The organism is Dactylosporangium sp. CA-092794 (assembly GCF_050948465.1).
Taxonomy (GTDB): domain Bacteria; phylum Actinomycetota; class Actinomycetes; order Mycobacteriales; family Micromonosporaceae; genus Dactylosporangium.
Window position 1 is genome coordinate 11,611,182 of the sequence record NZ_CP192044.1, and the last position, 12,996, is coordinate 11,624,177.

Consider the following 12,996-nt stretch of genomic DNA (forward strand, 5'->3'; position numbering starts at 1 on the left):
AAACACCCGACGGGTGGGACGTGATCGCCGACCGCGACCACCCCGGAGTGTCAGGCCGCGCAGTGCGGGCGCCACGTAGACATATCGGCTCCGCCACACGGACCAGCACTTGTTGAGCGCTCAACTACAGCGCTACCCTGGACCACATGAGCGCCCTGCCCCTGCTCGATCAGCACCGCTCCGTCGCCGTGCCCGCCAGCCGCGAGCAGCGGACCTGGACCCCCGAGGACGGCCCCCTCCCCAGCCTGTATCTCAGCCACGGCGCCCCGCCCCTGCTGGAGGACGGCGAGTGGATGCGCGAGCTGCTCGACTGGGCGCTGGCGCTGCCCAAGCCCAAGGCGATCCTCATCGTGAGCGCCCACTGGGAGTCCGCCCCGCTGAGCGTCTCGGCGACCGCCGCCGGCACACCCCTGGTGTACGACTTCGGCGGCTTCAAGCCCGTGTTCTTCACCCTGCAGTACCAGACCCCGGACGCCTCGGCCCTGGCCCGGCGGGTCGCCGCCACCATGCCCGACTCGGAGCCGCTGCACGAGCACACCACCCGCGGCCTCGACCACGGCGCCTGGGTGCCGCTCATGGTGATGTACCCGCTCGGCGACGTCCCCGTGCTCCAGCTCAGCCTGCCCACCCACGACCCGGACCGCCTGCTCGAGCTCGGCCGGCGGCTGCGCCCGCTGCGGGCCGAGGGCGTGCTGGTGATCGGGTCCGGGTTCATGACGCACGGGCTGCCGTTCCTCACCCGCCAGCACTGGCTGGGCGGCGGCACCCCGCCCGGCTGGTCGACGGACTTCGACGCCTGGGCCGCCGACGCGCTGGCCCGCGGCGACGTCGACACGCTGAGCCGCTTCGCCAAGCAGGCCCCGGGCATGCCCTATGCCCACCCGACCGCCGAGCACTACACCCCGCTGTTCGTGACGCTCGGCGCCGCCGACCGGCCCGACGCGCCGGTGCGCTCGGTCATCGACGGGTACTTCATGGGCCTCTCCAAGCGCTCACTGCAAACGGCTTAGCACCCGCTCCCGCGTCCGCGCCGGCAGCGCCTCGGCGGCGAGCAGCCGCGGCAGCAGCTCCGGCGCGGACGTGAGGGCCCGGAAGGTCAGCCCGATCGTGACGTCGTGCTCCGGGATGTACACCGGAGCGATCTCGTCGCCGGCCCGCACCCGGCCCGGCCGGACGACCCGCAGGTACGCCCCGGGCTCCGCGCGCTCGGTGAACCGCTTGATCCAGCCCCACTCGCCCAGCCAGCCGGCGAACGTCCGGCACGGGATGCGCGGCGCGCACACCTCCAGCACGACCTCGGCGCCGATCAGCCAGCGCTCGCCGATCCGGGCGCCGGTCACCTCGAGCCCCGAGGTGGTCAGGTTCTCGCCGAACACGCCGCCGGGCAGCTCCCGGCCCAGCTCCGCCGCCCATCGGTCGAGGTCCTCGCGGGCGTACGCGTACACGGCCTGATCGGGCCCGCCGTGGTGCCGGGTGTCGCAGACCAGGTCACCCTCGACCCCGGTCGCCTCGGTCCCGCGCGGCCCGGGCGCGCTGATCAGCACCGGCCCGTCGACCGGCCGCTTGTCGATGCCGGTGACGCCCAGGTCGGCGTGATCGCTCGGCGCGGGCCGGCCGGCGTTGACGGAAATCAGGTACGGCACCAGGCCAACGTACTGTCCCGCCTCACGCGTGGATAAGGGCCAGATCCTCGCCCGCCCGGATGCCCGGCCCGCCGACGGTGCGCACCGCGCCGCCCGGCCCGGCGTGCACGACGCGGGCCCCGGCGAGGTACCGCACGCTGAGGTTCTCGGCGAAGTTGCGCCCGTTGGCCAGCCCGCCGGCCGCCATGACGGTGCCGACGTCGACCCCCCAGACCCGGTGCCCCTCGTGCCCGTCGCGGAACAGCACCGCGACGTCACCGCTGAGATACGCGTCGTAGACGATCCGCACCCCGAGCTCCATCCGCAGCGCCAGCAGCTCGTCGCCGGGCGCCGCCCCGGCCAGCTCGGCGCTCGCCGACTCGATCGTGTCCGCGCCCCACTGGTGGCCGTAGGCGAGCCGCTGCCCGTTGGGCAGCTCGATGTCGTAGCGCACCTGCTCCCCCGCCACGACCGCACCGATCGGCGACCACCGGTGCCCGGCGGTGACGGTCAGCCGCGCACCGTCCACGATCGCCTGGGCGAACGGCTCCGACCCGACCCCGGTGACCGAGGCGCTGGCCACCCGCAGCGTGGTGCTGACCGGCGTCCACCCGTGCGTGCCGTGCATCAGCCCGTCGAGCTGCACCCGGTCCGGCGCCCGCCCGAGGCACGCCGCGACCGCCTCCCCGAGCCCCTCGTCGCCCAGCCCGAACAACTCGACCTCGGCCGCGCTGGTCACGTGCCGCTCGACCCCGGCCGCGTTGACACTGGACGACGCATAGCAAAGCCCCGCAACGATCGACAGCTCAATGCCCATGACCGCCCCCGAGATCACGCAACGTTACGTCGACGTTACAGCCGCCCGAACGCCCGCGGCCCGCGATCCCCGCGACTGCACCCGACAACCGCATTTCCGGCTCGGCCTCCGGCCTTCGCTGTTTTGCTTCCTGACTCCGGTCCGTGCAACGCACGACCGTCGCTCCCGTCAGACACCGCTCGGCGCTGGCGCGCCTCCCTGCCAGGTCCGGGGGTGGTGGAGCCTAGCGGCGATAGTCCTCCAGCGGCACGGCCTCCCGCTCGATCAGCGCGAAGACGCGCCGATACTCGGCCACCTCCGCCGGCGCCTCCAGATAGACCGCACCGAGGTACGACTCGAGATACACGACGTCCGGGTCGTCCGGATCGTCGAAGTCCAGGATGCGAAACGCACCCGCCATGCCGGCGTGCGCGCCGGCCGCGAACGGCAGCACCTTGATCCGCACATGCTCGAGCCGCGCCAGCTGCCGCAGGAACTCGACCTGCTCGGCCAGCACGCCCTCGCCGCCGACCAGCCGGCGCACCGCGCTCTCACCGAGCACCGCGACGATCGGCACCGCCGGCACCCGCCCCAGCAGCGCCTTCTGCCGTCGCACCCGCAACTTCACGGCCTCGACGTCGACCGCCCCCACGCCGGCGAGCAGGGCCCGGGCGTAGCCCTCGGTCTGCAGCTCCCCCGGCACGATCTCGTCGGAATAGATGGCGATGCCGCTGGCTCCCGCCTCGAGCTCGACGTACATTTTCAGCCAGTCGGGCACCGCCGGGCTGGCATCCCACCAGTCGCCCCGCGTGGTCCCCAGCGCCAGCTCCGCCAGGGCGTCGGTGACGGTGCTCTCGATGCCGTACAACCAGCACAACGCCCGCACGTTGGCCGGCGACACCGGAACCTTGCCGGTTTCGATCCGGTGCAGGGTCGGCTCGGACATCCCGAGCTTGGCCGCGACGACCGCACGCCTGGTCATACCGGCCGCGACCCGCAACCGAAGCAGCCGACGCCCGAGCGCCCGGCGAGCCACCCGCTGCCCCGAAACCGGCACTCTCCGCCCCTATCCACCCGGAGCCATTCCCGCGACACCGAAAGATCCCGACCGGAGCTCAACCGCCAGAACTCGGAAATGCCACACCACACCCTACTATCAACGTGAAAGTTTTCACGATGAGACCTTGCCTGCATTCGGGCCGCCGGTTCAACCCGCCGGCGACCCCGTGGTGCCCGATCTACGCGTCCCAGGGCGAGCACGGCCGGCGATCACGTCCCACCCACCGGACGCCGCACGGCACAGCGACCGTAAGTCTCCGCGATCATGCGCAACCGGCCCCGACACCAACGGTTTTTCATGATCACGGAGCGCTGATGTACCCCCGTGTACCGAAAGTCTCCGTGATCATGGCAAACCCGCGGTGCGGCCACCGCTGACATCATGATCACGGAGACATACGTCCGCCCCGGCCGCGCGGCTCGGCGGTCGCACCCGGCGGGTGCGGTGCTGACCGGCTGGGGCTCAAGCGATCAACGGCAGGCGCTCTCCGCGATCCTGGACCGCACCTGGGCTCGGCGCCAGCCGCGGAGTCAGGACCGGGCCGGGGCGGTGCGGAAGGACGGGGACGCGCCGTCCGGCGCCGCCGCGGTGGCCTTGCGCAGGCGTAGCTCGGCGTCGAAGGCCTCGTCGTCCAGGCTGCGCTTGGCGGCGACGGCCAGGTCGGCGGCCTTCGCGGCCTGGCGCTCGATCTCCGAGGCCTCCTGATACGCGTGGAACTTGCGGTCGCGGATCACCTTGCGCAGCATCAGCTCCTGCGCGAACGGGTGGGCCGTCGGGTCCCAGCCGTTGCGGTGCATGAGGGCGTCGGCCAGGTTGGCCGCGGAGATCTCGCCGCGGTCGTGTGCGGCGTTGACCAGGCGGACCAGGTGCCGGCGGCGGCCCGCCGGGTCGTCGTCGACCAGCGGAAACGCGTTGGCGCGGCGCAGGCGGTGGACCGCCTGCTCGGTCTCCTCGTAGGCGCGCCACGCGGCCTCCTGCGTGCGCTGGGCGGCCTCCCACTCGCCGCGCCGGCGGTCGGCCATGACCGTGGCGCGCTCGGCGGCGGTGGCGACCTCCGCGCAGTACCGCTGCAGCTCCGCCAACTCCTTGGCGGTGCGCTCCACCTTGGCCTGCCGCTCGCGCGCGGCCTCGGGATCGCGGATCGCCCTGCGCAGCCGGCTCCACCATGACGGGCCGCCGGAGCCGCGGCGGGACAGGAACGTGAGGACCAAGAACGTGATGACGACGGCGGCGAGCAGGGCGAGCCAGATGGCCAGGGCCTGCTGCATGCCGGTGGAGAAATTCTGCATGGCAGTTGCACCTCGGGGCGAGACCGGACGGAGGGGGGTCGTCTCAGGCCGGTGAGGCGGGTGGGGCACGCTCGGCGACGGCGCCGACCGGGCGCTCCGCGGTCAGCGCGGCGACGGCCGGAAAGCAGGCCGGCGGGGCGGCCGGCTCATCCGAAGCGGACTCGGCGGCGGGGGCGGATGTGACGAAGGACACCGCAGCCGCCGGGCGCGGCTGCTCCACTGTGGACGGTGGGGCGGAAGTGAAGCCGACGCCCAGGATCAGGGCGCAGATGGTCAGCGCCAGCCGCCGCGCGCCCCGCCGGAGCCGGCTGGAGGGCGGGGCGAAGCGCATACCTCCAACATGCCCGCTCCCGCCCATGGTCGCAACCCGGGGTAGCCTTTCGCGCCGTGGATCTGACCGTCATTCTCGGGCCGATGAAGAGCGGCAAGTCGCTGGAGCTGGTGAGCCTGCTGTCGCCGCTGCAGTTCACCGACGTGCGGCACCGGGTGTTCCAGAGCGCCCGGCACGTGCGCGACGCCGGCGTGGTGTCGCGCAGCGGCGCGGCGCTGGCCACGGTCAAGGTCACGACGCTGGCGGGCGCGCTGGACGAGGAGCTCGACGTCGTCGGCGTCGACGAGGTCCACATGTTCGCCACGGCCGACATGGTCGTGGTGCGCCGGCTGCTGGCGCGCGGCACCCGGGTGGTGGCCGCCGGCATCGACCTGGACCACCGCGGCGAGCTGTTCGCGCCGGTGCGGGCCCTGCTGGAGCTGGGGCCGGCCGCGGTCACCTATCGCCGGGCCGTGTGCGACCGGTGCCGGTCGTTCTCAGCGGTGTACACCCAGGTCCTGGAGCACGGCGAGCCGATGATCCGGGAGCTGGCGCCGTCGACGGCGCTGCCCGACGACGGGACCTACACCTACGAGGCCCGCTGCCGGGACTGCGTGGTCCTGCCCGGTCAGGCCGCCGCGGCGGACTCGAGCGCGAACGAGGGGTTGGCCACCGGGCGCCCGAAGTGATAGCCCTGCGCGTAGCGGTACCCCAGCCGGTAAAGCTCCTGGGCCTGCTCGGCGGTCTCCACGCCCTCGGCGATGGCGTCGAGGTTGAGCCCGTCGCTGACGTTGATCAACGCGGTCGCGATCACCGAGTGCCGGCCCGCCATGGTCACGTTGTCGACGAACGACTTGTCGACCTTGAGAATGTCGACCGGGCACGTCTGCAGCAGTCCCAGCGACGAGTGGCCGGTGCCGAAGTCGTCCAGCGCGATGCGCACCCCGAGCCGGTGCACCGCGTCGAGGGCCTCGATCGCCCGGCCGCCGCCGAACACCGCGGTCTCGGTCACCTCGATCGCCAGGCGCTCGGCGGGCAGCCCGGTCGCCGCCAGTACCGCCGCCACGACCTCGGCGAAGTCGGGCTCGGCCAGCTGCCGGGCGGAGACGTTGACGCTGACCTTGCCGGGTGCGGCGCTGCCCAGCGTGGCCAGCCAGGTGGCCGCCTGTGAGCACGCCTCCAGCAGGATCCACGCGCCGAGCTCGACGATCTGCCCGTTGCGCTCGGCGACCGGGATGAACTCGGCCGGGCTCATGAACCCCAGGTGCGGATGGTGCCAGCGGATGAGCGCCTCGACCCCGGCGATCTCCCCGTGCGGCAGGGCCACGATCGGCTGGTACACCAGCTGGAACTGGCCCCGGTCGAGCGCCTCGCGCAGCTGCGCGCCGAGCCGGGCGTGCTCGGCGGCGCGCTGGTCGAGCTCGGGCCGGAAGCGCTCCCGCCGCGCCGTGCTCTCCTTGGCGGCGTACATCGCCACGTCGGCCCGGCGCAGCAGCTCGAACGGGTCCCGGGTGCCGGCCGCGTCGGCGACGCCGATGCCGGCCCGGACCAGCAGGTGCTGCTCCCCGGCGTACACCGGCTGCTCCAGCGCCGCGGCGAGCTCCGCGACCAGCGCGTCCGCCGCGCACTGGCCGGTGTCGGGCATGAGCACCGCGAACTCGTCGCCGCCGAGCCGGGCGACCACGTCGCCGGGGCGCAGCACCCCGCCGAGCCGCCGGCCGACCGCGGCCAGCAGCTGGTCGCCGACGGCGTGGCCGAGCCCGTCGTTGATCCGCTTGAAGTCGTCCAGGTCGATGAAGGCGACCTGCGGGGAGCCGCCGCCGGCGAGCTCGTCGCGGATCAGCTCCTCCAGCAGCCGGCGGTTGGGCAGTCCGGTCAGGTCGTCGCGCATGGCCAGCTCGCTGAGCTGGCCGGCCTGACACTGCACCTTGCACACCAGGTCCGCCAGCCGCGCCAGGACCAGCAGGAACAACGCCACGGCGACGATGCCGATGGCGAGCCAGTCCATGTGGTGCACCCCGGCCAGCCCCTGCCCGATGAGCAGCGCGGGTGCGATCAGGGAGCTGATGGCGAGCACCGCGATCCGCCCCATCGACAGCGTGGTCTCCTGGATCCCGGCCGGCTCGGTCAGCTCCCGCATGGACGGGTGCAGCGCCGCCGCGCCCAGCGCGACGTAGGCGGTCAGCCAGCCGAACCGGAGGGCACCGCCCGGTACCGCCGAGAAACTCGACAACACCGAGAAGCTCACGTCGGTGGCGAAGATCAGCATCACGGTCGTCACCAGCAGCCAGTAGCTCGGCGTGCGCGCCGCCCGGCCGGCCAGCAGCCGCGCCAGGAGCACCACCAGCATCACGTCGACCAACGGGTACGCCAGCGAGAACGTCCGGTGGATCACCGAGACGCCCTCGGCGTCGGCCAGCGGCCGCATCACGAACACCCAGCACAGCAGCCCCGTGCCGGCCGCGGTGATGCTCGCGTCGATGAGCCCCGCCCGGTCGCGGCCCTGCGTGCGCAGCAGCAGCCAGACGCCGACGGAGAACACCGGATACGCCCCGAAGTAGAACGCGCCGGCGAACGGCTCGTGCGAGTACATCGCGTGCGCCACGTCACCGAGCACCCAGACCCCGAGCCCGGCGGCGAACCAGTACCACAGCGCCCGCCGCTCCGGCCGGTTCCGCCGGACCCCGAGCAGGACCACGGCGAGGGACCCGAGCCCGATCGCCTCGTACCCGGCGTTCGCGAGGCCGGACCCGCGGGGCAGCAGCGCGCACAGGGCGGCCGCCGCCCCGCCCACCAGGAACCAGACGAGCCACAGGCGCCTGGTCAGCCACTCTCCCACGGGAGGGTTATCGGCACCACCCACCCCGCCCTTGAGGGATGTCTCCCGATTTTATACCCCCTGGGGGTTCCGAGCCGAACGGGTATGCTGGTGCACATGACGACCGCGACGCCGCGCGGGTACACCGCGACCAAGGACCAGCTCCAGAGCCGCCTGCGCCGCATCGAAGGCCAGGTCCGCGGCGTGGAGAAGATGGTCGACGAGGATCGGTACTGCATCGACGTGCTGACCCAGATCAGCGCCATCCAGGCCGCCCTGGACAAGGTCGCGCTGGGCCTGCTCGACGACCACGCCCGGCACTGCATGAAGCACGGCGCCGAGGAGGGCAAGGGCGAGGAGATGGCCACGGAGATGATGGCCGCCGTCGGCCGCCTCATGCGCCGTGGTTGAGTACCGCTTCGTCCGCCAGACCGACGGCTTCACCTGCGGCCCGACGGTCGCCCTGGTCGCCTCCGCCGCCCTGGACCCGGCCTACGCGGCCACCCTGTCCGACGCCGACGCCGGCACCGAGCAGCGCCGCATCCATGCCGCCGCCAACCGCCTGTGGCCCCGCCGCCTGGGCACCACCCCGTGGGGCGTGGCCGCGATCATCTCGGCCCACACGGCCCCGCTCGGCGTGCGCTACCGCTGGCGCCGCTTCCGCCCCGCCCTGGGCCCGGAGCTCGCCGCCGTCGAGACCGGCTGGCCGGTGCCGCTGCTGATCGGCAACGCCGTCCCGCGCCACTGGGTGCTGATCGTCGGTCACGCGGACGGCGTGCTGCGCTGCTTCAACCCCGCCCGCGGCGCGGTGATCGAGGTCCCCCTCGCCGACGCCCGCAACCGCCGCCTGGCCGCCACCCTGGGCTTCCCGCGCCCGTTCGTCACGGTCCTGCCCGCTTGATCTTTTTAATCTGACTCGGGTCCGCGTCACTTGCAGACCGTTGCTGCCGCCAGCGCCTGGTCTGGGTCGGTTCTTGCGAAGCCCAACCGAGCCAGACTGGGCGAACCGGTCGGGCCTTGACGGCCCTCCCTGCCAGGCCCGAGGGTGGTTACAGCGGTTCGTCCGAGGTGTAGCAGGGGGTCGCCACGTTGATCCGGACCGCCTCGGCGCCGTCCCCGACCGCGGAGATGGTCACCCGGTCGGGCCCGGTGACGCTCAGCGCGCCGCGGTCCGACCCGTCGGTGGAAGGCGGCTCGACGGTGTAGTCACGCGCCGACTTGTAGTGCTCCCGCAGCTTCTCCAGCGCCGCGGTCTGCTGGTCGGCCGGCACCGGGACGTCACCGTACGTCAGGGCGGCGAACGTGCGCCCCTCGCACTGGACCAGCTTGTTCGTCGGGTCGCCGGTCAGCGGGCCGCCGATCGCCGTGACCGCCTCGTCGCGGAACCGCCCGGCCAACGCCTCCGCGTCGGCGTGCGACATGGCCTTGACGGTGCCCGGGCTGGACGACGGCTCCGGGGCGGCGCCCTCCTCGGCCTTTCCACAGCCGGCGAGCACCACGACCGCCAGCAGCAGACTCAGAACCCGCCTCACCACGCCTCCCAGGGACGACAGCGGGAACATGATGCGCCGCCGCGAGATCCACGGCAACAACCAGCAGATGACGTGTTCACTGCGATCATGCAAGGTCGTACACCGTAACCGGAACATCGCGGGCCGAGAGCCGCTCGATGATCAAGGGTTCGATCCGCTCCCACCGCCCACCGGCCAGCCCGGTGCCGATGCGCGGCATGTGCACGGACGCCCCCAGCCGCTGAGCGTGCCCGCCCAGCGCGTCCAGGCAGGCGCCGACCGCCTCGTACCGAATCGGCGGCCCCTTGGACCCGGCCCGCATCCCATGCTGGCCGATCATGTTGGCCACCCACGTGTCGCCCCGAACCTGCACCACCCGAACCGCCCCGAGCCCGAAGTCGTTACCGGCCCGCCCGCGGTGCCAGGCCCGGTAATCCCGCTCCGGCTCCGCCCAGCGTTTCGACACGGCCACCACGAACCCCTTGCCCCAGCCACCCAGGTCGTTGCAGATGTGGGCGATCAGCTTGGGCCCTGCGGCCTGCGGAGCCGTAGCGTCCCCTTGGACGTAGCCGATCGGTACCACCACGAAAACCTACCGGATGATCCACACCCGCGCGCGGCGACGAACCCCGGCGCAACGCCACCCGGCCCGAACCCGCCGCTCGGGCGTGGGGCCCCAACGCACGACCGGTCATCGGCGCCGACCCCGGGCGCCGCGGCGGGGCGGATGCCACACCCGCCGGGCGGACCATCCGATCCGCATGGCCGGAGCGGACGTATGTCTTCGTGATCATGATGTCCGCGGTGGCCGCACCACGGGTTTGCCATGATCCCGGAGACTTGTGGTACACGGGGGTACATCAGCACTCCGTGATCATGAAAAACCCTTGGTGTCGATGCCGGGTTGCGCATGATCACGGAGACTTCCGGTCGCTGCGCCGCGCTCCGCAAAGGCCCCGTTCACACCGAGTCGGACGAGCTTGAGATTCGTCGGAGAAGGTCCTTCTCCAGATCGCGGAGGTGAGCCGCATCATCGATTCGGCCATCCTTGACCGCTTGGCGCCTCGCCTCTCGGAGCGACGCAAGTTCTTCCATTGCCGAAGCGGGCGCCTGCCGGTTCGCCAGATCACGGCTCGGTTCTATGCCGTACTGACCAAGAAAGCGACCTATCTCAGATCGAACCCTCACCATATCGACGCCGAAGTCCGCCAGGAAACGAACTACACTGGCCTCGGCCCCCAGGGACAGCAACCCAAGCAACAGATGTTCCGTGCCAACGTTGTTGCTCAAAGTGGATGCGGCCGACTGCGCCCCGCGAAGGACTTCTTCAAGACCTTCGACAGCGGAACCATCGTCCCGGATGCCAGAAACCGCCTGCGCGACCGCCTGTCGCAACGCCCTGATATCGATGTCAAGCTCAGTCAACACGTTGTGTGCCAACGACGCCGGCTCGTCCAGCAGGCCGAGCAGCACGTACCACGCTCCGGGCACTTCGCGTTCCGACTGGGCTGCGAGCAGCTCAGCCCGGGCCAGCACACGCCGAGCACGATCCGAGTACGGTTTGGTCATCGACTTATCCAAAGATCGTTTCGAAGAGCCACCGCACGCCCTCTTTCGCCGTTGTTGGAGCATCTACCCGGCCACCAGCCGCCAGTATGTCCATGCAGTGGGTAACGCAGTTATTGAGGTCTGGGTCTACCCGAGGCTGAAAGGTCGGGGTGATCACGGCGGTTGGGGTTGCAGAGCGAGGCCCGTTTCAGCGATGAAGGCGTCGAGGAGTCGCGGCCGATACTGCATGCTCTTGAGCCGCGTGCGCACGATCGTGGCGAGTTGGTCGGTGCTGCAGGCGGCGAGGTTGCCCAGCCCGCGCTTGAGGTTCGACCACACTCCCTCGGTCGGGTTCAGTTCCGGTGTGTACGCGGGCAGTTGGACCACAGTCAGCCAGTCGTGGGCCTCGACGAATGCCCGCATCGCCGCGCTGACATGGTGATTGAGGTTGTCCCAGATGAGCACGACCGGCGCGCGCAGCTGGGCGTGGACCGCGCCGAGCAGCCGGATGTAGTCGGCCTCGGCCAGGCCCTTCGGCTCACGTTTGCGGCCGTGATACACGCGGATGCGGAAGAACAGCCGGGTGCGCAGCCCCGGCCGGGCGGCGATCAGCCCGGCCATCGACACCCGGCCCGATCCCTTGCCCGACACCGGCACCACCGGGGTCATCCCGCACCGCGACCAGGTGCTGGCCTTCGGCGGCCGCAACGACTGCCCGGCCTCGTCCTCGAAGCACACCCACGCCCCGAGGGCCCGGGCCGTCATCTGACCCGCGACCACGTCTCCTCCCGCCACACGGCGACCGCTCGCTCATCGCGTTCGACGGCCCGATGGACCGGCACCTGCGGGGTCCAGCCGATGCGGTGCAGCAGATACGACACGCCCCGCTCGGTGTAGCGCACATGGAACAGCCGGCCGACCAGCACGGTGATCCGCGGCAGCGTCCACCGCTGGTCCTCGACCCAGCCGTGCGCGGCCGGCCCCAGGTCCAGCTCGGCCTGCAACCTGGCCAGCCGGACCGGGTCCAGCCGGCACCGGCTCCCGCTGGGCCCCTTGGACCGCAACCCATCGCGCCCGGCCCGCCGCCAGGTCTGCTGCCACTGGTAGGCCGACTTCGCCGACACCCGCAACACCGAGGCGACCCGACCGGCCGGCACCTGCTCCTCGAACAGGTCAACAGCCTGCATCCGTACCATCTCGCGGCGGGCCCGGCCCTTCGCGCTCAGCCCGCCGCCATCGGCGTACCTCACACTGTCGGTATAGATCCCCGCCAGGCCTGGGTCACGCCGACACGCCGAGCCAACATCGACTCACCTCGACCTTTCGGCCTCAGTAGTGGGCTCGCAGGAGTTCCAATCGCTGCTCGTTGTGCTTCTGTCGCCCCTCGCGCGTTTGTCAACGGAATCGTGATGAATCTGCTCGGCGTTACGACCCTCGCGGCCACTTACACACTCCCTGGGCGGGCCCAAGCCACCACGAAACCCCGCGTTCAACAGGCCTGCCTCGCGATCCGCGTACGGCACTGCAAACGCGTCCGAAGCATGGCATCTGATCAATTAGAGAGATCAAGCTTTCGCAATAGCACATGAACACTTTCCGCAACCTCTACCCAGCCAGTCTGACCAAGATACAGAACGCGTGGATCATCGAGGCTCCGCCGATAGTCGAGAGCTATCGGTTTGTCGATGCCGAGATCACCAATGTACACGGCCTTACGGGGATTGAGGCCAACGCTAGTGCCCTCAACAACCTCGCCGTAGACCTGACGAACGGACCTTTCGGGCAGTCGTCGATTCTGCGGTACCATGGACGCCAAGTCATAGAACTGGGGCGACTCCGGCTCGGTCTCACCAAAGACGGCCCGGATAAGCCCCGGGTCACTCGGCGGCCGCCACTTGCCGTGTCGAATCGCAGCCACCAGCAACGGCGGGATAGGCAGTCCATTGATCACGAAATCATACTTTTCCAAGGCTCATCCCACGACTCTGAATCCAGTGGCACGACTCAAGGCGTCCTTGATTGGCTGACGATAACGGATCGGT

The 12,996-nt window shown here is 71.1% G+C and carries 16 protein-coding genes; 4 read left to right on the forward strand and 12 right to left on the reverse strand.

Annotation, left to right across the window (positions count from 1 at the left end):
• Nucleotides 1–146: 146 nt before the first annotated feature.
• Nucleotides 147–1,010, forward strand: a complete 864-nt coding sequence (locus tag ACQPXD_RS50255) for a dioxygenase family protein (RefSeq protein WP_432831295.1) — start codon at nt 147–149, stop codon at nt 1,008–1,010.
• Here the strand turns inward: ACQPXD_RS50255 and ACQPXD_RS50260 are convergent.
• The 5 genes from ACQPXD_RS50260 to ACQPXD_RS50280 all read right to left on the reverse strand — a co-directional run bounded on the left by ACQPXD_RS50260 (nt 993) and on the right by ACQPXD_RS50280 (nt 5,098).
• The gene (locus tag ACQPXD_RS50260; protein ID WP_432831297.1) at nt 993–1,643 is read right to left on the reverse strand and encodes an MOSC domain-containing protein; all 651 of its coding nucleotides are present in this window, start codon (nt 1,641–1,643) and stop codon (nt 993–995) included. The genes ACQPXD_RS50255 and ACQPXD_RS50260 overlap by 18 nt on opposite strands.
• Before the next feature lie 22 nt (nt 1,644–1,665).
• Nucleotides 1,666–2,439, reverse strand: coding sequence for a hypothetical protein (locus tag ACQPXD_RS50265; RefSeq protein WP_432831299.1), 774 nt, complete (start codon nt 2,437–2,439; stop codon nt 1,666–1,668).
• A 223-nt stretch (nt 2,440–2,662) separates the two neighbouring features.
• Nucleotides 2,663–3,400: a helix-turn-helix domain-containing protein gene (locus ACQPXD_RS50270; RefSeq protein WP_432831301.1), complete on the reverse strand. Its 738-nt coding sequence runs from the start codon at nt 3,398–3,400 to the stop codon at nt 2,663–2,665.
• 608 nt (nt 3,401–4,008) lie between these two features.
• Nucleotides 4,009–4,767, reverse strand: coding sequence for a hypothetical protein (locus tag ACQPXD_RS50275; protein WP_432831303.1), 759 nt, complete (start codon nt 4,765–4,767; stop codon nt 4,009–4,011).
• A gap of 43 nt (nt 4,768–4,810) precedes the next feature.
• Nucleotides 4,811–5,098, reverse strand: coding sequence for a hypothetical protein (locus ACQPXD_RS50280; protein WP_432831305.1), 288 nt, complete (start codon nt 5,096–5,098; stop codon nt 4,811–4,813).
• Between the two features lie 56 nt (nt 5,099–5,154).
• On the opposite strand from ACQPXD_RS50280, the gene ACQPXD_RS50285 reads away from it, so the two are divergent.
• Nucleotides 5,155–5,766, forward strand: a complete 612-nt coding sequence (locus ACQPXD_RS50285; RefSeq protein ID WP_432831307.1) for a thymidine kinase — start codon at nt 5,155–5,157, stop codon at nt 5,764–5,766.
• Here the strand turns inward: ACQPXD_RS50285 and ACQPXD_RS50290 are convergent.
• Complete coding sequence (locus tag ACQPXD_RS50290) at nt 5,706–7,916, reverse strand: putative bifunctional diguanylate cyclase/phosphodiesterase (protein ID WP_432831309.1); 2,211 nt, start codon at nt 7,914–7,916, stop codon at nt 5,706–5,708. The genes ACQPXD_RS50285 and ACQPXD_RS50290 overlap by 61 nt on opposite strands.
• A gap of 96 nt (nt 7,917–8,012) precedes the next feature.
• On the opposite strand from ACQPXD_RS50290, the gene ACQPXD_RS50295 reads away from it, so the two are divergent.
• Nucleotides 8,013–8,306 (forward strand): metal-sensitive transcriptional regulator, encoded by a 294-nt coding sequence (locus ACQPXD_RS50295; protein WP_432831311.1) that lies wholly within the window; start codon nt 8,013–8,015, stop codon nt 8,304–8,306.
• A complete protein-coding gene (locus ACQPXD_RS50300; RefSeq protein ID WP_432831313.1) occupies nt 8,299–8,796 on the forward strand; it encodes a hypothetical protein in 498 nt (165 codons plus the stop codon). The genes ACQPXD_RS50295 and ACQPXD_RS50300 overlap by 8 nt, the downstream gene beginning before the upstream one ends.
• 148 nt (nt 8,797–8,944) lie before the next feature.
• Here ACQPXD_RS50300 and ACQPXD_RS50305 read toward each other — a convergent pair whose 3' ends face one another.
• The 6 genes from ACQPXD_RS50305 to ACQPXD_RS50330 form a co-directional block, all read right to left on the reverse strand.
• Nucleotides 8,945–9,427 (reverse strand): lipoprotein, encoded by a 483-nt coding sequence (locus ACQPXD_RS50305; protein WP_432831315.1) that lies wholly within the window; start codon nt 9,425–9,427, stop codon nt 8,945–8,947.
• Between the two features lie 85 nt (nt 9,428–9,512).
• Nucleotides 9,513–9,992, reverse strand: a complete 480-nt coding sequence (locus ACQPXD_RS50310) for a macro domain-containing protein (RefSeq protein WP_432831317.1) — start codon at nt 9,990–9,992, stop codon at nt 9,513–9,515.
• Nucleotides 9,993–10,366: 374 nt separating this feature from the next.
• Nucleotides 10,367–10,975, reverse strand: a complete 609-nt coding sequence (locus ACQPXD_RS50315; RefSeq protein WP_432831319.1) for a Clp protease N-terminal domain-containing protein — start codon at nt 10,973–10,975, stop codon at nt 10,367–10,369.
• 153 nt (nt 10,976–11,128) lie between these two features.
• Entirely contained in the window at nt 11,129–11,734 is a 606-nt protein-coding gene (locus tag ACQPXD_RS50320) for a transposase (RefSeq protein ID WP_432831321.1), read from the reverse strand.
• Complete coding sequence (locus ACQPXD_RS50325; protein WP_432825383.1) at nt 11,716–12,204, reverse strand: winged helix-turn-helix domain-containing protein; 489 nt, start codon at nt 12,202–12,204, stop codon at nt 11,716–11,718. Before ACQPXD_RS50325 ends, ACQPXD_RS50320 begins: the two co-directional genes overlap by 19 nt.
• 302 nt (nt 12,205–12,506) lie before the next feature.
• Nucleotides 12,507–12,923: an SMI1/KNR4 family protein gene (locus ACQPXD_RS50330; RefSeq protein ID WP_432831323.1), complete on the reverse strand. Its 417-nt coding sequence runs from the start codon at nt 12,921–12,923 to the stop codon at nt 12,507–12,509.
• Nucleotides 12,924–12,996 lie beyond the last annotated feature (73 nt).

What these genes read in the sequence shown, in the direction of transcription:
- ACQPXD_RS50295 (WP_432831311.1), top strand. Translation starts at nt 8,013, where the DNA reads ATGACGACCGCGACGCCGCGCGGGTACACCGCGACCAAGGACCAGCTC.
- ACQPXD_RS50270 (WP_432831301.1), bottom strand. Translation starts at nt 3,400, where the DNA reads ATGACCAGGCGTGCGGTCGTCGCGGCCAAGCTCGGGATGTCCGAGCCG.
- ACQPXD_RS50255 (WP_432831295.1), top strand. Translation starts at nt 147, where the DNA reads ATGAGCGCCCTGCCCCTGCTCGATCAGCACCGCTCCGTCGCCGTGCCC.
- ACQPXD_RS50280 (WP_432831305.1), bottom strand. Translation starts at nt 5,098, where the DNA reads ATGCGCTTCGCCCCGCCCTCCAGCCGGCTCCGGCGGGGCGCGCGGCGG.
- ACQPXD_RS50275 (WP_432831303.1), bottom strand. Translation starts at nt 4,767, where the DNA reads ATGCAGAATTTCTCCACCGGCATGCAGCAGGCCCTGGCCATCTGGCTC.
- ACQPXD_RS50265 (WP_432831299.1), bottom strand. Translation starts at nt 2,439, where the DNA reads ATGGGCATTGAGCTGTCGATCGTTGCGGGGCTTTGCTATGCGTCGTCC.
- ACQPXD_RS50315 (WP_432831319.1), bottom strand. Translation starts at nt 10,975, where the DNA reads ATGACCAAACCGTACTCGGATCGTGCTCGGCGTGTGCTGGCCCGGGCT.